General features: G+C 66.5%; 20 protein-coding genes and 1 pseudogene. 12 read left to right on the top strand and 9 right to left on the bottom strand.

Going from position 1 to position 21,388, the window contains the following annotated elements:
• A pseudogene (locus VL973_RS14105) lies at window positions 1–759 on the bottom strand (ribonuclease R); the annotation flags it as partial.
• Between the two features lie 316 nt (window positions 760–1,075).
• Between VL973_RS14105 and VL973_RS14100 the strand changes: the two are divergent.
• From VL973_RS14100 to cobA, 7 genes are all read left to right on the top strand, one after another.
• Window positions 1,076–2,335 carry an alginate export family protein gene (locus VL973_RS14100; protein WP_325284661.1) on the top strand — a complete coding sequence of 420 codons (1,260 nt, stop codon included), beginning with the start codon at window positions 1,076–1,078 and terminating at the stop codon, window positions 2,333–2,335.
• 28 nt (window positions 2,336–2,363) lie between these two features.
• Entirely contained in the window at window positions 2,364–3,179 is an 816-nt protein-coding gene (locus VL973_RS14095; RefSeq protein WP_325284660.1) for a formate/nitrite transporter family protein, read from the top strand.
• A 47-nt stretch (window positions 3,180–3,226) separates the two neighbouring features.
• Entirely contained in the window at window positions 3,227–4,960 is a 1,734-nt protein-coding gene (locus VL973_RS14090; protein WP_325284659.1) for a bifunctional protein-serine/threonine kinase/phosphatase, read from the top strand.
• A 22-nt stretch (window positions 4,961–4,982) separates the two neighbouring features.
• On the top strand, window positions 4,983–5,426 hold the full coding sequence (gene cynS / locus VL973_RS14085) for a cyanase (RefSeq protein WP_325284658.1): 444 nt from the start codon (window positions 4,983–4,985) through the stop codon (window positions 5,424–5,426).
• A gap of 225 nt (window positions 5,427–5,651) precedes the next feature.
• Window positions 5,652–8,147, top strand: a complete 2,496-nt coding sequence (gene nirB, locus VL973_RS14080; RefSeq protein ID WP_325284657.1) for a nitrite reductase large subunit NirB — start codon at window positions 5,652–5,654, stop codon at window positions 8,145–8,147.
• The gene (nirD, locus tag VL973_RS14075; protein ID WP_325284662.1) at window positions 8,147–8,488 is read left to right on the top strand and encodes a nitrite reductase small subunit NirD; all 342 of its coding nucleotides are present in this window, start codon (window positions 8,147–8,149) and stop codon (window positions 8,486–8,488) included. Before nirB ends, nirD begins: the two co-directional genes overlap by 1 nt.
• Complete coding sequence (cobA, locus tag VL973_RS14070) at window positions 8,485–9,258, top strand: uroporphyrinogen-III C-methyltransferase (RefSeq protein ID WP_325284656.1); 774 nt, start codon at window positions 8,485–8,487, stop codon at window positions 9,256–9,258. The genes nirD and cobA overlap by 4 nt, the downstream gene beginning before the upstream one ends.
• Before the next feature lie 3 nt (window positions 9,259–9,261).
• On the opposite strand, the gene VL973_RS14065 is transcribed toward cobA, so the two are convergent.
• Together VL973_RS14065 and VL973_RS14060 are read right to left on the bottom strand one after the other, a co-directional pair.
• Window positions 9,262–11,319, bottom strand: coding sequence for a TonB-dependent receptor (locus VL973_RS14065; RefSeq protein WP_325284655.1), 2,058 nt, complete (start codon window positions 11,317–11,319; stop codon window positions 9,262–9,264).
• 63 nt (window positions 11,320–11,382) lie between these two features.
• Window positions 11,383–12,609, bottom strand: coding sequence for a type II secretion system F family protein (locus VL973_RS14060; RefSeq protein WP_325284654.1), 1,227 nt, complete (start codon window positions 12,607–12,609; stop codon window positions 11,383–11,385).
• Between the two features lie 114 nt (window positions 12,610–12,723).
• Here VL973_RS14060 and VL973_RS14055 point away from each other — a divergent pair, with 114 nt between their 5' ends.
• Complete coding sequence (locus VL973_RS14055; protein ID WP_325284653.1) at window positions 12,724–14,796, top strand: catalase; 2,073 nt, start codon at window positions 12,724–12,726, stop codon at window positions 14,794–14,796.
• Window positions 14,797–14,876: 80 nt separating this feature from the next.
• Here the strand turns inward: VL973_RS14055 and VL973_RS14050 are convergent, their stop codons facing one another.
• From VL973_RS14050 to gspL, 6 genes are all read right to left on the bottom strand, one after another.
• The gene (locus VL973_RS14050; protein ID WP_325284652.1) at window positions 14,877–15,692 is read right to left on the bottom strand and encodes an NAD-dependent epimerase/dehydratase family protein; all 816 of its coding nucleotides are present in this window, start codon (window positions 15,690–15,692) and stop codon (window positions 14,877–14,879) included.
• On the bottom strand, window positions 15,689–16,066 hold the full coding sequence (locus VL973_RS14045; RefSeq protein ID WP_325284651.1) for a MarR family winged helix-turn-helix transcriptional regulator: 378 nt from the start codon (window positions 16,064–16,066) through the stop codon (window positions 15,689–15,691). The genes VL973_RS14050 and VL973_RS14045 overlap by 4 nt, the downstream gene beginning before the upstream one ends.
• Window positions 16,067–16,273: 207 nt before the next feature.
• Window positions 16,274–16,600, bottom strand: a complete 327-nt coding sequence (locus tag VL973_RS14040; RefSeq protein WP_325284650.1) for a YnfA family protein — start codon at window positions 16,598–16,600, stop codon at window positions 16,274–16,276.
• A 10-nt stretch (window positions 16,601–16,610) separates the two neighbouring features.
• Window positions 16,611–18,068 (bottom strand): GspE/PulE family protein, encoded by a 1,458-nt coding sequence (locus VL973_RS14035; RefSeq protein WP_325284649.1) that lies wholly within the window; start codon window positions 18,066–18,068, stop codon window positions 16,611–16,613.
• The gene (gspM, locus tag VL973_RS14030; RefSeq protein ID WP_325284648.1) at window positions 18,065–18,556 is read right to left on the bottom strand and encodes a type II secretion system protein GspM; all 492 of its coding nucleotides are present in this window, start codon (window positions 18,554–18,556) and stop codon (window positions 18,065–18,067) included. Before gspM ends, VL973_RS14035 begins: the two co-directional genes overlap by 4 nt.
• A complete protein-coding gene (gene gspL / locus VL973_RS14025) occupies window positions 18,553–19,545 on the bottom strand; it encodes a type II secretion system protein GspL (protein WP_325284647.1) in 993 nt (330 codons plus the stop codon). The genes gspM and gspL overlap by 4 nt, the downstream gene beginning before the upstream one ends.
• Before the next feature lie 96 nt (window positions 19,546–19,641).
• Here gspL and gspG point away from each other — a divergent pair, with 96 nt between their 5' ends.
• From gspG to VL973_RS14005, 4 genes are all read left to right on the top strand, one after another.
• Window positions 19,642–20,130 carry a type II secretion system major pseudopilin GspG gene (gene gspG, locus VL973_RS14020; RefSeq protein WP_325284646.1) on the top strand — a complete coding sequence of 163 codons (489 nt, stop codon included), beginning with the start codon at window positions 19,642–19,644 and terminating at the stop codon, window positions 20,128–20,130.
• A gap of 7 nt (window positions 20,131–20,137) precedes the next feature.
• Entirely contained in the window at window positions 20,138–20,590 is a 453-nt protein-coding gene (locus tag VL973_RS14015; protein ID WP_325284645.1) for a GspH/FimT family pseudopilin, read from the top strand.
• Window positions 20,587–20,946 (top strand): type II secretion system minor pseudopilin GspI, encoded by a 360-nt coding sequence (gene gspI / locus VL973_RS14010; RefSeq protein ID WP_325284644.1) that lies wholly within the window; start codon window positions 20,587–20,589, stop codon window positions 20,944–20,946. Before VL973_RS14015 ends, gspI begins: the two co-directional genes overlap by 4 nt.
• Window positions 20,943–21,388: type II secretion system protein N (locus VL973_RS14005; RefSeq protein ID WP_325284643.1), on the top strand; the 446-nt coding region annotated here is incomplete at its 3' end. The genes gspI and VL973_RS14005, both read left to right, overlap by 4 nt.

Genomic DNA, 21,388 nt, shown 5'->3' with positions numbered 1-21,388 from the left:
CAGGCCGCGCAAATCCTCCCGGTCCTCGCCCAGCGGCTGGCGCGCTACCCGCGTCGCCTCGTCAATCAGGTCGGGGGAAAAGATGTTGGGGATGCCGTGCTTGTGAATGGCGATCATCGAGAAGCTGCGCGGCGCGAACGGATCGCCCAGCCGTTCCACCACCTTGGCCATGATGCGGGGCGGACGCCCGGTCTTTTCGGCGAGCACCAGGTCGCCCGGCTCCGCATCCCCGCGATCGACCACGGGCAGGTCGCGAACCATTTTTTTGTCCAGCCCGCCCAGGAACAACCGCCCGCCCTCTTCGCGCAGCACGCCGAGTATCTGTTCCTCGCCGCGCGCAAGCGTCTTCATCGGGTGCGCCAGCCAGCCATTACCCGCTTCCTCGGTCCGGGCCAGGATGCGGTCGCCGGGGCCGAGCGCCGATTGCCGCCGTCCACGTTCGATCACGCGCAGGCGCGGTTGCGGTATCCCCTCCGCTTCCCAGCGTTCGGGCACAGCCCAGACGCTATCCCCATCGATATCGACAACGCGCAGCACCGTCACCTTGGGCACGCCACCCATGCGATGGAATGCACGGCCGGGGGCGATGTCGACCAGCCCTTCGTCGGTCATGTCCTTGAGCAGCGCCTTGAGGGCGATCTTGTCCGCGCCCGACAGGGCAAAGGCGCGCGCAATCTCCCGCTTGCCGGCGGGCTTGTCCGACTGGGCGATGAAATCGAGGATCTGCTGGCGGCTGGGAAGCCCTGGGCGGTTACGCATGTGCCGCAGATAGGCGGTTTGGCGCCGCCGCGCATCCCAGAACGATGATGCAGTGCAAAAACCGCTTGCCGCGGCGCGAAAGAATCACTTACAAAAGATCGTTCCAAAGTGTTCCGCCCAATGACGGGTGGCTCATCGGCGCTTTGGCCGTCATCATCGTATCGCGTGGCAATGTCGCCGCCCGAGTTGGCCTTTACCAGCCAAGTCGAGGCGGCTTTTCGTCATTCGTGCGACTTTTCGGGGGAAATCACGGTCGGTGCATCGCGCCGGGCGGACGCTGGCAACTGTCCATTCGATTTGGGGAAAAGGGGACCGGATGAACTGTCGACGTGCAACATCGCTTTCGATCACGGCATCGGCGCTGGCATTACTTGCGGCGTCGCCAGCAGCGGCGCAGCAGACGCACGGCGCGATCCCGGTCGGCAACGGCCTGTCGATCGACCCGATCATCGATGCGCGCCTGCGATATGAAGGCGTCGACCAGCCCGTGCTCGAGGCCGATGCCGTCACGCTGCGGCTGCGCGCGGGGGCCGAGTTGCGCCACGCGCCCTCGAACCTGTCGTTGCTGGCCGAGGCGGAGGGCACGCTGGCGGTGTCGGAGGACTATAATGCCTTCCCCTTCCCGTTGACGACCAGCGGTCAGTATCGGCCCGGCTTCTCGACTGTCGCCGATCCCGAAAGCATCGAACTCAACCGCCTGCAAATCCAGTATCGGACCAGATCGCTAACGCTGACCGCCGGGCGTCAGCGAATCAATCTGGACGACCAGCGTTTCGTCGGCTCGGTCGGCTGGCGCCAGAATGAACAGACGTTCGACGCGGTGCGGGCCGAATCAGTGATCGGCCCGATCACGGTCGATGCGACCTATGCGATCGGACAGAACCCGGTGTTCGGTTCCGAAGCGGGGCCGCGCCGCCATGTGGACGGTAATTTCGCCTTCCTGAATGCCGGTGCAAAACTGGGACCGATCGGCATCAAGGCGTTCGGCTATCTGCTCGACTTTGACGAGAATTGGGCCTTTTCCAATTCGTCGCAGACGTACGGCGCGCGCGCGGGCGGCGCGATCCCGCTGACCCCCGCGATCAAGCTCAACCTGCTGGCCAGCTATGCGCGCCAGTCCGACCTGGGCGGCAATCCGCGCGACTACACCGCCGATTACGTGCTGGCCGAAGCGGGGCTGGGCTATGCCGGGTTCACGCTGACGGGCGGATACGAAAAGCTGGGCGCCGATGCGGATGGCGGCGCAGCGTTCCAGACGCCGCTGGCGACGCTGCACAAGTTCAACGGGTGGGCCGACCTGTTCCTGACCACGCCCGCCACCGGGTTGCAGGACGGCTATGTCACATTGGCCAAGGCGTTTCCGGGCGTCGCGGCGCTGCCGGGATTGAACGCCAACGTCACCCATCATCGCTTCCACAGCGACATCGGCGGCATCGAATATGGCGACGAATGGGACGCGAGCGTGGGGTTCCGCGTCGGCCAGGTCGCGATGCTCGCCAAATACGCCGATTATCACGCCCGCTCCTTTGGCGCGGACAAGCAGATCGTCTGGCTTCAGGCCGAACTGGCGCTCTGACGGCATTTATTGAGGGAAAGGGAAAAACATGGCCTATCTCGCGCCATCGGAGTTCGTGACCAAGCTGATCGACGCCGGTGAATCAAAGATCATGATGTCGACCAAGGACACGCTGGTCCGATCCTATATGGCGGGCGCCACGCTGGCGCTGGCGGCGGCGTTCGCGGTGACGATCAATGTCCAGACGGGCGAACCGCTGGCCGGGGCGATCCTGTTCCCGGTCGGCTTCTGTATGCTCTATCTGCTGGGCTACGACCTGTTGACGGGCGTGTTCGTGCTGGCGCCGCTGGCGGTGTGGGACAAGCGGCCGGGCTGCGACTGGAGCGGCGTGCTGCGAAACTGGGGCTTGGTGTTCGTCGGCAATTTCGCCGGTGCGCTGACCACCGCGTTTCTGATGGCGGTCTATTTCACCACCGGCTTCGCGACCGAGCCGAGCGAGGTCGGCATGAAATTGGCCGGGACGGGCGTTGCGCGAACCGTGGGCTATGCCGAATATGGCCTAGCCGGTTGGATGACGATCTTCGTGCGCGGCATGTTGTGCAACTGGATGGTGTCCACCGGCGTCGTCGGCGCGCAAATCTCCACCACCGTCAGCGGCAAGGTGATTGCGATGTGGATGCCGATCATGCTGTTCTTCTACATGGTGTTCGAACATTCGGTGGTGAACATGTTCCTGTTCCCGACCGCACTGATGCTGGGCGGCAACTTTACCGTCGGCGATTATTTCTGGTGGAATGAAGTGCCGACGGTGCTGGGCAATCTGGTCGGCGGCCTGACCTTTACCGGGCTGATGCTGTATACCACGCATGTCCGCACCTCGCCCAAGCGCGGGATCGGGAACTGACGGCATCGGCGGCGAGGGTGTAAGCCTTCGCCACCGTCCGGCTGGATATGACCGACCGCCTTTCCATCTCGCTGGGCCAATATTCCTGCGCCGGGGCCAAGCCCGCCAACCAGGATTTTCACGGCACCATTCAGCCCGAGCCGCCGCTGCTCGCGACCAAGGGGATTGCGATCGCGATCGCCGATGGCATCTCGACCAGCGCACAAGGGGCGGTTGCGGCGGAAACGGCGGTCAAGTCGTTCCTGAGCGATTATTACGCCACATCCGAAGGCTGGTCGGTTCGCACATCGGCCGAACGCGTCATCGCCGCCACCAATGGCTGGATGCACGCCCGCAACGTCCGCGATCTGGGCCGCACGCCCGATGATGCGGAACGCGAACGCGGCCTTATCACCACCTTTTCGGCGGTGGTGCTCAAATCGCAGCTGGCGCACCTGTTCCACATCGGCGACGCACGCATCGCGCGGATCAGCGACGGCCGACTGGCGCCGCTGACCAGCGCCCACCGCGTCAATCTGGGCGGTGGTGAGAGCTATCTGGCGCGCGCGATGGGCATGAACCGGCATGTCGAGATCGACTATGCCCGCGTGCCGGTGGAACCCGGCGACCTGTTCGTCCTGACCACCGATGGCGTGCACGAACATCTGAGCGACGCCGCCCTGACCGCGCTGGCGCTGGGCGGGGAGACGCTGGGCGACGCCGCGCGCGCGATTGCCGATGCCGCACTGGCGGGCGGCAGCACCGACAACCTGACCGTGCAGCTGGTCCGTATCGACACGCTGCCGCCGGGCGAGATCGGCGACGTGCTGGGCGACGACCTCACCCTCGCCCTGCCCGAGCCATTGCGTGCCGGTCAGTCGTTCGAGGGCTACAGCGTCATCCGCCTGCTCCATTCGGGCAGTCGCAGCCATGTGTGGCTGGCGCGCGATCCCGAAACCGGGCTGCGCGTGACCATCAAGCTGCCATCGACCGAACACGCCGCCGACCTGCATCAGATGCGCGCGTTGCTGCTGGAGGAATGGGTCGCACGCCGCCTCGACAATCCGCATGTCGTGGCCGCCGCTCCGCGCCGCGCGCCGCGCCGCCATGCCTGTTCAATCCTGTGCTTTGCCGAGGGGCAGACGCTGAACGAATGGATCGCCGACGGCAGCGACCGTGACGTGGCGACCATGCGTGTCATCGTGCAACAGATCGCAACCGCGATTCAGGCGTTTCACCGGCGCGAGATGCTGCACCGCGACCTGCGCCCGCACAATATCGTGATCGACGGCGATGGCACCGTGCGGCTGATCGATTTCGGATCGGTGCAGGTCGCCGGGCTGGACGAGATGGCGCGCCATGCCGCCGACGACTCCGCCTTTGCCGGGACGCAGCAATATAGCGCGCCCGAGTTGCGGCAGGGCAGCCCCGCCAGCCGAGGAACGGACCTGTGGTCGCTGGGCGTCATCGCCTATCAATTGCTGACCGGCGCGCTGCCTTATGGCCCACGCGCGGCCGCGGCCGATGACAGGGCGGCGCTGCGGCGGCTGCAATATGTCCCGGCGCAGACCTTCAACCCCGACATCCCGACATGGGTCGATGCCGCCATTGCCCGCGCCGTCGCGATCGACCCGGCGGCGCGATATGATGAGCTGTCGGAGTTTCTCTACGACCTGTCGCACCCCAACCCCGCGCTGGTCGCGCCCGACGCGCCGCCATGGCTGCACCGGCGGCCGGAGCGCGTGTGGCAAGTCGCGACCGCGCTGTCGCTGGCGGCGCTGATTGCCTCGCTGATCCTGTGATCCACCCCAAGGAGCAACGCCGATGATGAAGAAAGCCGACGTCACCGAACTGGTCTATGAACGCAAGCGCGCCGCGGGCCTCAGCTGGGCGAAGATCGCGGAAATGGCCGGGTTGAGCGAGGTGTTCACCACCTCCGCCTGTCTGGGCATGAACAGTATGCCGCGCGACAATGCCGACCGGCTGGTCGCGGCGCTGGGACTGCCGCAGGAAGCCGGCGTGGTGCTGGCCGAACCGCCGACCAAGATCTTCGACCAGTCGGTGCCGACCGACCCATGCATCTATCGCCTGTACGAAATCGTCGGTGTTTACGGCACGACGCTCAAGGAACTGATCCAGGAAAAGGGCGGCGACGGCATCATGAGCGCGATCGACTTCGAGATGTCGGTCGAAAAGGTGCCGAACGAGAAAGGCGACCGGATCGAGCTGAAAATGTCGGGGAAGTTCCTGCCCTATCGCAGCTGGTAATCGCGCCGACATTTCTGCCGCACCGCAAAATATCCTTGCGGTGCGGCCCGCGAATCAGTAGCTTTCGGGTATCAGGTTCCGCCGATCCAATGACGGACGGCCCGATACGGAACCGCACCCTGTTCGACATTGCGTGGCAACGACGCCGCCCAGACCCTTCCCGTTGGCGGGATTGCGTTCGGGCGGCTTTTTTGTGTCGCGCGTCTGGATAAAGGAAGCCCCGACGTGAACGCCCGAACCGATTTTCCACCTGCCGCCCCCGATGCCGCGCTTCGCGAACGGCTGGTCGTCATCGGCAACGGCATGGCGGGATGCCGCGCGGTCGAGGAGATCCTGGCGCGGGACGCCGGGCGCTTCGCCATCACCATTTTCGGCGCCGAGCCGCGCGTCAATTACAACCGCATCATGCTGTCGCCGGTGCTGGCGGGCGAGAAATGCTTCGACGACATCGTCATCAACACGCCCGAATGGTATGCCGACAATGGCATCACTTTGGTGTCGGGCGATCCGGTGGCGACGATCGACCGGGAAACGCGCACCGTCACCACCCGGTCGGGCCGCGTCGAGCCATGGGACCGGCTGCTGATCGCGACGGGTTCGGACCCGTTCATCATTCCCGTCCCCGGCGCCGACCTGCCCGGCGTCGTCACCTTTCGCGATCTGGACGATGTCGACCGGATGCTGGCCGCCGCCAAGCGTGGCGGCTCGGCCGTCGTCATCGGCGGCGGGCTGCTGGGGCTGGAGGCCGCGCACGGCCTGTCGCTGCGCGGCATGGCGGTGACGGTCATCCACCTGATGCCGACGCTGATGGAACGCCAACTGGACGAAGCCGCCGGATGGTTGCTGAAGGCCGAGCTGGAACGGCGCGGCCAGACCATCGTCACTGGCGGCGACACGGGTGAAATCATCGCGCGCGACGGCCATGTCGCGGGCGTGCGGTTGAAGGACGGGCGCGAGTTTCCCGCCGATATCGTCGTGATGGCGGTCGGCATCCGCCCCGCGACCCTGCTGGCCAAGGCCGCCGGGCTGGCGGTCGAACGCGGTATCATGGTCGACGATCACATGGTCACGTCGGACCCGGCGATCATGGCGGTCGGTGAATGCGTGCAGCATCGCGGCGCGTGCTACGGCCTGGTCGCGCCGCTGTGGGAGATGTGCCGCGCGCTCGCCGATCATGCGACCGGCGCGCCGAGCGGCTATGCCGGGTCGGTCACGTCGACCAAGCTGAAGGTATCGGGCATCGACCTGTTTTCGGCCGGGGACTTTACCGGCGGCGACGGGACCGACGACATCGTGATGCGCGATGCCGCGCGCGGCGTCTATAAACGGCTGGTGGTGAAGGACGGGCAGCTGATCGGCGCGGTGCTGTATGGCGATACCGCGGACGGCAACTGGTATTTCGACCTGCTGCGAAAGGGCGCGGATATCGCCGACGTGCGCGACCGGCTGATCCTGGGCCAGGCCGCCGCGTCGGGCAATGCCGCCGCCGATCCGCTGGTCGCTGTCGCCGCGCTGTCCGACGATGCCGAAATCTGCGGCTGCAACGGCGTGACCAAGGGTCGCGTCGTCGCGACCATCCAGGGTGGGGCCGACAGCCTCGACGCCGTGCGGTCGCAGTGCAAGGCGTCGGCGTCCTGCGGGTCATGCACGGGACTGGTCGAACAGTTGCTGACGCTGACGCTGGGTGCCGATGTCGCATCGGGACCCAAGACGATGTGCAAATGCACCAGCTTCACCCATGACGATGTTCGCCGCCTGATCGTGGAAAAGCAGCTTCGCGCCATTCCGCAGGTGATGCAGGAACTGCACTGGACCACCCCTGATGGCTGTGCGTCATGCCGCCCGGCGCTCAACTATTACCTGTTGTGTGCGCTGCCCGGCGAATATGTCGACGACCAGAAAAGCCGCTTCGTCAACGAACGGATGCACGCCAATATTCAGAAGGACGGCACCTATTCGGTGGTGCCGCGCATGTGGGGCGGCCTGACCAACCCGCGCGAATTGCGGGCGATCGCCGACGTGGTCGAAAAATACAACGCGCCGATGGTCAAGGTGACGGGCGGCCAGCGGCTCGACATCTTCGGCATCAGGAAAGAGGACCTGCCCGCCGTCTGGGCCGATCTGAACGCCGCTGGGATGGTGTCCGGCCACGCTTACGGAAAATCGCTGCGGACGGTGAAAACCTGTGTCGGGTCCGAATGGTGCCGCTTCGGCACGCAGGATTCGACCGGGCTTGGCGTCAAGCTGGAGCGGATGACCTGGGGTTCGTGGATGCCGCACAAGTTCAAGATCGCGGTGTCGGGCTGCCCGCGCAATTGCGCGGAGGCGACGATCAAGGATTTCGGCGTCGTGTGCGTCGATTCGGGCTACGAACTGCACATTGGCGGCAATGGCGGGATGCATGTCCGCGCAACCGATTTCCTGTGCAAGGTCGCAACCGAACAGGAAGCGATGGATTATTGCGCCGCCTTCACCCAGCTTTACCGGGAAGAAGCACGCTATCTGGAACGCACCGCGCCGTGGATCGAACGCGTCGGCGTCGATTACATCAAGGCGCGCATCGTCGATGACCATTCCGGGCGCGAGGCGTTGCGCGCGCGCTTCCTCTATTCGCAGAGCTTCAGTCAGGACGATCCCTGGGCGCGCCGCGTCGAGGGGGAGGACGCCGACCTGCACCGGCACATGGCCGAAATCCGCCCGCTTCAACTGGAGAATGCATGATGATCGGCGACTGGCTCGACATCGGACCCGTGGATCAGGTCGCCCCCGGAACGGCGCGAACGCTGCCCGTGGCGGGTGGCCCCGAACTGGCCGTCTTTCACACCATGACCAACGATTTTTACGCGCTGGTCAATGAATGCCCGCACAAGAAAGGCCCGCTGAGCCAAGGCATCATCCATGGCAATGTCGTGACATGCCCGCTGCATAACTGGAACATCTCGCTCAGGACGGGCGAAGCGATGGGCGATGACAAGGGCTGCGTGCCGACGATTCCGATCAAGGTCGATGCCGGTCGCCTTTATCTGCTGCGCTCGGCCGTCGTGCCCGCGCGGGCGGCATGAGCGGCGATTTCCCTTCGGGCAGCGTGTGGCTGGTCGGCGCGGGTCCGGGCGACCCTGAACTGCTGACGCGCAAGGCCGAACGCCTGATCGCCGCCGCCGACACGGTGTTTTACGACGCGCTGGTCGGCCCCGGCGTGCTGGCACTGGCGTCGCCCGATGCCCGCATGGTGCATGTCGGCAAACGATCGGGCCGCCATTCGCGCGCGCAAGGCGATATCGACGCGATGATCGTCGCCGCCGCGCAGTCGGGCGAGCGAGTGGTCCGGCTGAAGGGCGGCGACCCGTCGATCTTCGGCCGCTCGAACGAGGAACTGGCGGCGTGCCATGCGGCGGGCATCGCGGTTCGCATCTGCCCCGGCATCACGGCGGCGAGCGCGGCGGCGGCCTCGCTCGGCCTGTCGCTGACGCTGCGGGGCACGGCGCGCAAGCTGACCTTCGTCACCGCCCATGCCCGCGCGGGTGAGGCGTTGTCGCTCGACTGGGCGGCGCTGGCCGACCCCTACGCCACGCTCGCCGTCTATATGGGCAAGGCCGCCGCGCGAGAGGTTTCGGCGCAGCTGATCGCCCATGGCCTGCCCGTCGACACGCCCGTCGCGCTGGTCGAAAATGCCAGCCTGGCGAACGAGCGCCGTTTCGTGACCACGCTGCGCCTGTTGCCGCTGGCCGCCCGGTCGGCACTGGGCGACGGACCCGCATTGCTGCTGATCGGCGCGGCGATCGGGGAAGCCGTCAGCCAGCCCACCCAGGCGCGCGCCGCCCTGACCGCCTGAGACCTATCCCCACCCGCCGAAACGCAGGCCGATCCAGAGTTGCCGGGGCCGCGCGCGTTCGATCGCGTCGTTGCTAAACCCCGTCTCAACACGCGCATCGAACAGGTTTTCGCCGCGCGCGAACACGCTCAGTCCCTCGAACAACGGTGCCGACACCACCGCGTCCACCGTCAGCGCATCGGCCAGCGCGCGGCTGTTCTGGTCATCCTCGAACTGGCTGCCGACATAGCGCAGCGTCGTGCTGGCGCCCCACGCGCCCCGCACCCAGCCAAGCGTGGCCGATGCCTGATGCTGGGGCACCTGTGCGGGTCGCACGCCGTCCAGGGTCGGCGCCAGTGAACCGCCCTCGACGCTGGCGTCGACCCAGGCATAGGACGCGCCCAGGCTGACTTCACCCAGTGACGCACGCGCATCGACCTCCACCCCGGTCGACCGGATCGCCTCCAGATTGTCGCGGCGGCGATAGAAGCCCGCCGCAGAGACGAATCCGACACCCGGAAACGTCCCCGGCCCGCGTGCGATCGTCACATTGGCAACCGCATCGTGCAGCACATTGTGGAACAACGTCGCGCCCAGCGTCACCCGGCGACCCAGCGCCAGGTCCACGCCGCCCTCGACGCCCTCCATCGTTTCGGGGCGCAATTCGGCATTGGCGGCGGTGGCGTCGGCACCCGCGCGGAACGGACGGTAAAGCTCGTTCGGCGTCGGCAGTCGCCATGCACGATAGGCCGCCGCGCGCAGTGTCAGCGGCGGGGCAAGCGTCCATGCCAGCCCGACATGGCCCGTTGCCTCGCTGCCCGAACGATCGGCGAAATCGGTATCGGTCAGCGTGCCGCCCGCCAGTGCGGTTTCGAACAGCCGGCCATTGCTGATCCGCCAGCCGTCGATCCGCCCCTCACCCTCGACCCGCACCGGGCCGAGCCGCGCCGACAGGCTGGCAAAGGCGCCCAGCGTGCGCGTCTGCCCCCCCGCCTCGCGCCGCCGCGTCGGGCTGCCCGCGGCAAAGGTGTATAGCTCCTGCGTTTCGCCCGACAGCGCGCGGACATCGGCGCCCAGCGCCAGATCGATATCGGGACCAAGCGGCGGCAGCACTTCCACCCGCCCGCCGATGCCCGTGCCCGGCGTATTATACTGGTTCAGCACCTGATTGGCCGATGTGCGATCGTCGCTGACACTGGCAAAGTTGCTCGCAAAGCGCCGCGTCTGGACATAGCCCAGCACCGAAAAGCCCCACGCCCCAGTGCCGACCAGCCGCACGCTGCCATCGGCGCCGTCGCTCTCAATCTCGGTAAAGGGAAGCCCCCGGTCGCGCCGGTCGGTAAAGCCCTGAACATTGGTCTGCAATTCGATGTCGGGCGCCACGCGCACCACCGCGCGCACGGCGGCGTTGAACTGTTCATAGGGCGCGGCGCGGTCGATCGGGCCGCGGTCATCTTCCACGATCGGGAAAAAGCCGTCGCCGCGCATATAGCCCGCCGACAGCGTGGCAAAGCCGCTGCCCCGCTCCAGCGTCGCGGTGCCGCGCGCGTCGACGGCATTACGCTCGCCATAGGCGATTTCGGCGGTCAGCGGGCGAAGCTGGTCGGGGGTCGCGCTGTCGATTTCGATCACGCCGCCGATCGCGCCCGATCCCCAGCGACCGCTGCCGCCGCCGCGCCGCACGCGAACCGCGCCGATGCGGTCAGTCGAATAGCCGGGAAACGCGATCCAGCCGCCGAACGGATCGGCCTGTGGCACGCCGTCGACGATCAGCAGCGCCCGGCTGGCGGCATTGCCCCCCAGCCCGCGCAGCGTGATGCCCTGCGCCGTCGGATTGGCCGAACGCGAATCGGCGCGGCGGAACGATTGCAGGCCGGCGACATCGCCCAGCACATCCTCCAGCCGCCCGCTGGCCGTCTGTGTCGCGCGCTCGCGATCGATGACGATACGGGCATTGCTGCTCGTCTCGGGCAGCTCCAGGCCCCGCCCGGTCACGACGATCGCCTGTGGCTCCCCCTCTTTACGCGGCGGTGTGGCGGCAATTGCCAGCGCCAGTGGCGCGGTGGCAAGCAGATCGATCATGGATGGCCCCTCTCTTCGCCCGCGTCGCTAGGGCACGGCTGGGCGCTGTGGCAAGCGTGACCCCTAGATCTGCACCAGATTGTTCAGGTTGATGATCGGCAACAGGATCGCCAGCACCATCATCAGCACCAGACCGCCCATCAGCAACAGCACCAGCGGCTCGACCAGCGCGACCAGAGTCGAGACCAGCGCGTCCAGCTCGCGCTCCAGTTCACTTGACGCCCGGCCCAGTGCCGGGGCCAGCCGCCCGCTCGATTCGCCCGACGCGACGATTGCGACCAGCATCGACGGGAACACCCCGCTTTCGGTCATGGCGGCGCGTAGGCTGATACCTTCACGCACCCGCGCCGCAATGGCGAACGCCTTTTCGCGGACGAACAGGTTGGGCGTCACGGCGGCTGCGGCCTGTAACGCTTCCACCAGAGGCACCGCGCTTTCGACCAGCGTCGCCAGGCTGCCGGCAAAACGCGCGGCGTTGAACTGACGGCTGAACCGCGCGAACGGCCGGGTTTCGTTGAAGAAACGATGGGTCCGGAGCTTGTTGGCGGGCACGCGCGACCACCGGCCAAAGATCAGGAAGCCGATCGCGCCGGCCAGCAACAGATACAGCCCGTAATTCTGCAAAAACGCGCTTACCGCGATCAGCGCGCGCGTCAGGAAGGGCAGTTCGGCCCCGCGCGACACGAACACGCGCACGATATCGGGCACGACATAGACCATCAGCAGCACCATCATGCCGAAACTGACGGTGGCCAGCAGCGCGGGATACAGCAGCGCGAGTTGCAGTTTCTGCCCGTTCGACTGCCGGTTCTCGACAAACTCGGCCAGGTGGTCGAGCACGCTGGCCAGCTTGCCCGACTGCTCCCCCGCCGCCACCGACGCGCGGTAGAACTCCGGGAACGCCCTGGGATGCAGCCCGAGCGCCGCGGCGAAACTGCGCCCGTCAAGGATCGCACCACGCACATCGGTCAACAGCGACGTCACGGCGGGCACTTCAGATTGCGCCGCCACCAGCCGCAGCGCTTCCTCAATGGTAATGTCCGAGCCAACCAGCGTCGAAATCTGCCGCGTCACCGTTGCCAGTTGCCGCGCCGACAGGCCACGGCGGCGAAGCGACGGCAACCGGACCCCGCCCACCGCCGGCCCGCGATCATTGGCGGGTTCGACCGACAGCGGCAGCAACGCCTGCTCACGCAGCATCGCGCGCGCCGCGGCGGGCGACGATGCCTCGATAATCCCCTTCTTGTTCGCACCGGTCCGGTCGGCGGCGCGCCAGGCATAAGCGGTCATTGGCCGAGTTAATCGCACTGATCGAGAAAAGCGAGCGTGCGAACCACTCGCATACGGACATTGGCTTGTTGCCGATCGTTCAGAAGCCAAACGCCCCAAAACGAAGGATCACTCATGAGCGACCAGCACGACCGCAACCCCGGCCATGGCGGCGAAACGCATCAGATCGCAACCGGCGACACACCCGTCCTGACCACCAATCACGGCGTGCCGATCAGCGACAATCAGAACAGCCTGAAATCGGGCGCGCGTGGCCCGACGCTGCTGGAAGATTTTGTGCTGCGCGAAAAGATCTTCCACTTCGACCATGAACGCATCCCCGAACGGATCGTCCACGCGCGTGGCTCCGGCGCGCACGGCGTGTTCGTTGCGACCGACGATATCTCGGACCTGTCAAAAGCGGCGGTGTTCAAGAAGGGCGAGCAGACCGAGGTGTTCGTCCGCTTTTCAACCGTCGCGGGCGGCGCGGGATCGGTTGACACGCCGCGCGACGTGCGCGGCTTCGCGGTGAAATTCTACACCAAGGAGGGTAACTGGGATCTGGTCGGCAACAACATCCCCGTCTTCTTTATCCAGGACGCGGTGAAGTTCCCCGATCTGGTCCACGCCGTGAAGATGGAAGCCGATCGCGCCTACCCGCAGGCGGGCAGCGCGCACGACACCTTCTGGGACTGGGCCAGCCTGATGCCCGAGACGACCCACATGCTGATGTGGGCCATGTCCGACCGCACCCTGCCGCGCAGCTTCCGCACGATGGAGGGGTTCGGCGTCCACACCTTCAAGCTGGTGAACGAGGCAGGGCACGCCAGCTTCGTCAAATTCCACTGGAAGCCGGTGCTGGGCCTGCAATCGACCATCTGGGACGAGGCGCTGAAGCTTCAGGCGGCCGACAACGACTATCAGCGCCGCGATCTGTGGGAAGCGATCGACACCGGCGCCTTCCCCGAATGGGAACTGGGCATCCAGGTGTTTGACGAGGCTTTCGCCCGCGCCCAGCCCTATGACGTGCTCGACGCGACCAAGCTGATCCCTGAGGAGGACGTGCCCGTCCGCATCATCGGCAAGCTGACGCTGAACCGGAACCCGGACAATTTCTTTGCCGAAACCGAACAGGTCGCCTTCCTGCCGACCAATATCGTGCCGGGCATCGACTTTTCGAACGATCCGCTGCTGCAGGGGCGGCTGTTCAGCTATCTGGACACCCAGAATTCGCGGCTGGGCACAACCAATTTTCACCAGATTCCGATCAATGCGCCGCGGTGCCCGTTCGGCAATTTCCAGCGTGACGGCAAGATGCAGACGCAAGTGCCGAAAGGCCGCGCAAATTACGAGCCTAACAGCCTCGCGCTTGCCGGTGAGGATGGTGGCCCCCGCGAAAGCCCGACGCGCGGTTTCGTAACGACCAACGCCCCGACCGGCGATGACGAGACCGGCGACAAGCTGCGCGTCCGCGCCGAACTGTTCGCCGATCACTACAGCCAGGCGCGGCTGTTCTACCGTTCGCAGGACGCGCACGAACAGGCGCATATCGCGTCGTCGTTCGTGTTCGAACTGTCCAAGGTCGGTCTTGATTTCGTGCCGCCGCGCATGGTCGCCAACCTTCGCAACGTTGACGAGGATCTGGCCAGGCGCGTGGCCGATGGCCTCGCCATCGACCTGCCCGAAAAGGCCGAAGCGGCACGTGCGCCTGTCGATATGAAGCCGTCCGACGCGCTGTCGATCCACAAGAACATGAAGGCGACGCTGGAGGGCCGCGCAGTCGGCATCCTGATCGCCGACGGCACCGATGCGGGCGAACTCGATGCGCTGATCGCAGCGGTCGACGCGGCCAGGGGCAAGCCGGTGCTGGTCGCGCCCAAGGTCGGCGGCGCGAGACTGTCCGACGGGTCGAAGCGCAAGGCCGACGGCCAGTTGGCAGGAAGCCCGTCGCAGATTTTCGACGCGGTGGCGGTGCTGCTATCGGCGGAGGGCACGGCGATGCTGCTGAAGGAAGCCGCCGCCGTGCAATGGGTCATGGACGCCTTTGGCCACCTGAAAGCGATCGGTGCCAACGACGCGGCCCGGCCTCTACTCGACAAGGCCGGAGTCGAAGCTGATGACGGTGTGACCGACGCCGGCAAGGCCTTCATCGAAGCTGGCAAACACCGCTTCTACGATCGCGAGCAAAAGGTGCGAATGCTGGCATAAGAGCGACAACAATCCTGACGTTCATGGGAAGCGGGTCGGTCACATGGCCGACCCGCTTCCTCGAAACCCACGCACCACTGTCAGAGTATTCCTTCCTGCGCGGCCTGATAGACCGTTCTTACGATCGGTTGAAATCCCAGTGTGCGGGCAAGCGATCCGTCGATATGGAGATACCACGGGTTCTGCATCGCTTCCGATGACGGGTTCATTTTCTCTCCGATCAGCCCGATCAGTTCGTAAATTGTCGTGGGCGCTTCGTCGGATATATTGACGACGCGGCCATCGAACGCGCCTGCAAGGGCCAGGTTCATCGCCGTTGCGACGTCGCGGTGATGGATCGTGCTCATTCGGTTGGCGGGGTGAAATCCAAACGCGCCCATATGCTTCGGCAACATTTCCAGATGTCCGTCGTCGTCACCATAAACGAACGGCAAGCGAAGGACCGCCCAGTTCAGGCCGCTTTCGAACAGCGCCCTCTCAGCCGCGACTTTGCTGGCCGGATAGGCGTCTTGCGGTTCCACGGCATCCGTTTCACGCCCCGGCCGCGGGCTGTTCCGGTCATAGACATTGGAAGTGCTCGCCATGATGAAGCGCGCATCCGGCGCATGGGCCTGCGCCGCGGCAATCAGATTGCGCGTCCCCTCCAGATTGCTCTTCCAGATCAGATCGGTGTCCTGCGTGCGGAACACCGCCGCCAGGTGAATGATTGCCGAGACCCCGGCGACGGCGACGGCCAGCGATGCGGGATCAAAGAGATCGCCTTCCACCGCCGGCACGCCGGCCGGACCATTCTTGCCCGAGCGGACGAGAACACGGCAGTCCGCTCCACTTTCGAGCAGGCGCGGCAGCAGGCGTTCACCGACCAACCCGGTTGCGCCGGTCACGAGAATCGTCATTTCATCTTTCCTTTCAGTCGCTGATTCAGGCGCTGGGTCGCTGCCTTCAGCACCCGCGAAGTCGTCTCGATCTCGGCATCGGAGAAACCGCTGAACGCCGCTTCCTGGATGAAGCCCAGATCAGGCAGTTCGCGCCACAACGCCGTTCCGGCGGGCGTCAGGCGAAGCCGCTTCTGACGCTGATCGGCGGTATCCACGACCTGTTCGACCAACCCCTTTCGGACGAGCGCCGAAACGATGATGCTCACCGTCGCGCGTTCGATCTGGAGCAGCGGTATCAGTTCGCGCTGCATCGTCGGGCCGTCATGCGCCAACTGATGCAGAACATACCATTGCGTCGCACCCAGGCCGTGCGGCCGCAGCGTTTCTTCCATCAGCGCGCGACCGGCGAAATAGCAACGTTTTGCCCAGGCGCCCACGGAACCGGATTGGGATGCATCGTTTTTGTTAGTCATCAAACATATATGTTTGCCGGCAAACATATTGTCAAGGTGATGATGCGAGCATCTTAAGGGGCAGCTATTGATCCAGATCGCCTGACGCTGCCCAACTGCTTCCCAGCCGGACCCGCCATCCGCCCCTCACCGCGAATGCGGCGCGACTAGGATCACGCCCGCCCCCGCCAGCGCGAGCACCACGCCCAGCGTATCCCAGCGGTCGGGTCGCACGCCCTCGACTGCCCACAGCCACGCCAGCGACGCGGCGATATAAACGCCGCCATAAGCCGCATAGGTGCGCCCGGCATTTGCGAGGTCAACCAGCGTCAGCAGCCACGCGAACAGCGCGAGCGAGGCGACGCCCGGCACCGCCCACAGCGCCGAGCGCCCCATCCGCAACCACGCCCAGAATGCAAAGCACCCGCCGATTTCAGCCAGCGCGGCGGCGACATAGATCAGCGGGGCGGGCATCGCCGCCCGCTCACGCCTCGTCGCGGGTGACGCGCGCCACTTCCTCGACCGTGGTGATGCCGGCGCGGACCTTGACGATGCCGTCGTCCAGCAGCGACGGGTTGTCGGCGCGGGCATGGCGCTCCAGATCGGCTTCCGACGCGCCGTCATGGATCATCGCCTGAAACCGGTCATCGACCGCGACGACTTCATACAGGCCCGCGCGCCCGCGATAGCCGTCGCCGTGGCAGTCATCGCAGCCTTCGGCCCGCCAGACCGGCTCACCCACGCGCAGCCCGCCGCCGACCATCAGCACGTCGCCCTCACCCGCCACATCCTCGCGTCGGCAATTGGGGCACAGCCGCCGCACCAGCCGCTGCGCGCACAGGCCCACGACCATCGGCGCCAGCAGATAACGCTCAACCCCCATGTCGATCAGGCGCGTGACCGATCCGACGGCGGAATTGGTGTGCAGCGTCGACAGCACGAAATGCCCCGTCATCGCCGATCGCACGGCGGTGGTCGCGGTTTCCTGATCGCGGATTTCGCCGACCATGATGACATCGGGGTCCTGGCGAAGGATCGCGCGCAGCCCGCGCGCGAACGTCATGTCGGTGCGCGGGTTGACTTGGGTCTGGGCAATGCCCGCCAGCTCATATTCGATCGGGTCCTCGACCGTCATCACATTGCGCCGCCGGTCGTTCAGCCGCGTCAGCGCGGTGTAGAGCGTCGTCGTCTTGCCCGAACCCGTCGGCCCCGTGACCAGCAGGATGCCGTGCGGCCGCTCCAGCAGCCGGGTAAAAACCGTGCGATCCCGATCGCTCATCCCCAGCGCGCCAAGGTCGAGCGTCATCGACCCGCGCTCCAGCAGACGCATCACCACCCGCTCGCCATGCTGGGTGGGGATGGTGGAGACGCGCGCATCGACATCATGCCCGCCGATGCGAAGCGTGACGCGGCCATCCTGCGGCACGCGCTTTTCGGCGATGTCCAGCTTGGCCATCACCTTGATGCGGCTGACCAGCAGCGGCGCCAGCGCGCGTTGCGGCTCGACAATGTCGCGCAGCACGCCGTCGACGCGAAAGCGCACGACCAGCCGCTTTTCCTGCGTCTCGACATGCACGTCCGACGCGCCTTCCTTGATGGCTTCGAGCAGCAGCGCGTTGATCAGGCGAATGACCGGCGAATCGTCGCGTGTATCGAGAAGGTCGTCGACCGCCGCCGCCGAATCGGCCAGCGCGGCCAGGTCAGTGCCCGTAATCTCGAAATCCGCCGCCTGCGCCGCGCGGTCGCCATAGGACGCGCCCAGCGCGGCATCGAACGCCTCGTCACTGGCGGGCACCAGCCGCGCGGCGGGCGCGATCCGCTGAACCTCCAGCAGCGCGTCGAGCGCGGTGCCGCTGCGATGGACGCACTCGGGACCATCGGGCGTCTCGCGCAACACCACGCCGTGCCGCCGCGCGAAGGAATAGGGCAACACGCCGCTCATGGCGCGAAACTCACCACGGCCTCGACCATGCCGGGTTCGGTGCGGCGGACGATCCGCGCGGAGGTGACGCCCAGCGCCGAGCTGCGCGACACGTCCGCCATCCAGTTGACCACCCGGTCATATTCCCCCTCGCTCACCGTGGCGCGCACGCCGGTCGCGAGCGGCTCGACCGTCACCGACAGCGATTGCGCCTGGGCGGAGGCCTGCACCACCTCGACCGGGCTGCCCGTGCGGCGCGGCGCCTGGGGCTGCAAGGTGCCCGCCGCGCGGATGCGGGCGGACAAGGTTTCATAGGTGCGGATATCGGCGCGCGCCTCCGCCCGCGCGGCTTGCAGCGGCTTGACCACGCCGTAGATCAGCCCCGCCCCGGCCAGCAACAGGCCCAGCACGGTCAGCAGCACGCGCTCGCGCTGCGACAGCGTCGCCCACCACCCCTCGAACCGGGCAATGGCGGCATCCAGCCGGGGATCGCGAAGCTCGATTTTCATGCGCCCCTCGCCGTCAGGCGGATCGCACCGCCGGGTAATGATGCCACCTGCCCCGACAGGCGCGCATCGGTGAGCGCGGAATTCAGCCGCCCAAGGATGCCGGGCGCGAGCGGGTCGAGTTCGACGATCAGCGCATCGCCCTCGAACCCGATGGCGCGCACCGCAATCTGGCCGTTCATCGGGGCCAGCATACCCGATACCCGCGACAACAGCGGCAGGAACGCACTGTATCGCTGCGGCTGGGGCAACAGATCGGCAATCGCCCCGGCGAGATCGTCGCTGGGCGTCGGGGTCCCCGGCGCGGCGGCAACGATCAATGTGCGGGCATCATCTTCGCGACGGTCCGCAATCACACGCAGCATCATCGTATCGGCGGCGGCGATCACGGTATGCGCTGCAAGGCCGATCGCCCCGACCCAGAACAGGCGCCGCCCCCAACCAGGCAACGCGGTGGCGCGGCGGCGGGCATAGCGGCCCTGCCGCAGGTCGAGCGCCGGTTCCGCGATCCGCCGCGCCAGCGACAAATCGCCCATTTCGGCAGGCATGGCGCCCATGTCTTCGGGCAGGGCAGGGCCGTAATTGCGAATCGGGGGCCGGCCCGCCGCTTCCCATGCCGTGCGAATCATCGGCGCGGGCAGTGCAAAGCCGGTGCCGTCGCCCACGCGCACCGTCGCACGCGTCTCGCTCAGTTCGACTGCCCATTCGCCCTCCCCCGGACGGGGCAGCGCCAGGCTGTCGGGCACGAACGCCGCGTCGCCATTCCCCTCCGCCGCGGCCTCGTCCAGCCATGCCGCCATCTGGGCATGGCGGACCACGCCCACCAGAAAGCGGCGCGGCGCCAGTTCGACGCCCAGCGCCAGATGCACCGCGTCGAGCGGATCGGCGATCATCTCCTCCACGGCAAAGGGCAAGGCCTCAAGCCGCTTGGCCCGACTGGGCAACGGCAGGTCGACGGCGAGCAGCCGCACGGCCTCTGCCGGGACAAGCATGGTTGCCGCGCCGTCCCCCTCCGCTATGATAAGCGGGGTCGACGGCGCGGGGGCGGTTGTCACATGACTTTCATCGAGTGGACGCATGGGGCGGCGATGCACATCCTTTTGAAACAGTTTCATGACAGCCGACGCGGGTCGGCGCAATCAATCCCTGAAAACCATGTTCGCCCTGAAAGCGAAGCCGGGCTGACGCTGGTCGAGATGATCGTCGTGCTGGCGATCATCGCGCTGGTGGCGGCGCTGATCGTGCCCAATGTCATCGGGCGACCCGACGAAGCGCGGGTGACGGTTGCCAACACCGACATCCGCACGATTTCGGCGGCGCTGAAGATGTATCGCCTCGATAATGGCGATTATCCGACGACGGCACAGGGGCTGAAGGCACTGGCCGAACGCCCGACGACCCCGCCGGTGCCGGCCAACTGGTCGAGCGAGGGCTATCTGGGCGACGTGCCGATGGATCCATGGGGCAATCCCTATAGCTACAACGCGCAGGGTGGCAGCTTCACGCTGAAATCGCTCGGCAAGGATGGCCAGCCCGGTGGCGAGGGGTTGGACGCGGACCTCGACGGCCGGAAATAGCATCATCATGCGCGCCCCGGCGAATCAGGCGGGCATGACGCTGGTCGAGATGCTGATCGTCCTCGCGATCATTGCGGTCGCGGGCGGCGCGGTGACGCTCGGCATCGGTGCGGCCACGCGCGCGCCGTCGGTCGACAGCGAAGCGCAGCGGCTGGCCGACCGGCTGCAATCGGCCGCCGACGACGCGATGCTGGGCGATGCGATGGTCGCCTTTACCGCGCAGAAATCGGGCTATGGCTTCGCCCGGCAGGACGGCACCGGATGGCAGCCGATCGGTGACGACGCGCTGGGGTTCCACACCCTGCCCGCCGGCATGACGATGCGGCTGTCGGCCCGGCCGCCGATCATTCTCGGTCCCGAAGGATCGGGCCGCCCGCTGGCCGCGATCATCAGTGCCGATGACCGGACGGTGACGGTCGCCTATGACGGGCTGACCGCGCGCGTGGTGCCGGCGACATGAAGCGCGACGATGGATTCTCTCTGATCGAGGCGCTGGTCGCGCTGGCGATCCTTGCGATTGCGACGGTCGGCCTGATCCGCACGGTCGAGACGCATATCGATTCGACCCGCTCGCTCGAAGGGCGCGCGGCGGCCATGTGGGTCGCCGAAAACCGGCTGGCCGAACTTGAGGCGGGAATCGCAGCGGCCGACCGGGTGGAAATGCTCGGCCGTGAGTGGCGCGTCGCGGTGGTCGAGCGCTCGACGGCGGACCCGGCGATTCGCCGCGTGCGGATCGATGTGTTCGACATGAATGTGCGCGCCGGCGCCTCCCCGCTTGCATCGCTCGACGGTTTCGTGGACGCAGGCGCGGCATGAAGCGCACCCTTGACCTTACCCCCCGCCAGCAACGCCTTGCGCTCGACATCGTGACGGGGGCGATGGTCGTGTCGGTTGCGTTCGCGCTGGCCGGGCTGACATGGCGTATCGCCGGCCATGCGGGTCAGGGTGCGATCACCGTGCCGTCGGGCAGCCGCCCGGTGACGCCGCCCGACCTGTCCCCCGCGATCGGCTGGCAGCCCTTTGGCGCCGCCGCCCGCACCCAACAGGCACAGCCGACATCGCTACAATTCGTACTGAACGGCGTCGTCTTCGCCCTGCCCCAGTCGTTCGCGGTCGCTTATGTCAGCGAAGCGGGCGGCACGCCGCGCGCGGTTCGCGTTGGCGAAAGTCTGGGCGGGGCGACGATCGAATCGATCCAGCGCGACCGCATTTTGTTGAACAATGGCGGGCGCACCGAATATCTGGCATTGCCCGATCC

Source organism: Sphingomonas sp. (assembly GCF_035490575.1).
GTDB lineage: Bacteria > Pseudomonadota > Alphaproteobacteria > Sphingomonadales > Sphingomonadaceae > Sphingomonas.
Note: the sequence above shows the minus strand (reverse complement) of the source record. Positions and strands in the feature narration are given on the sequence as shown.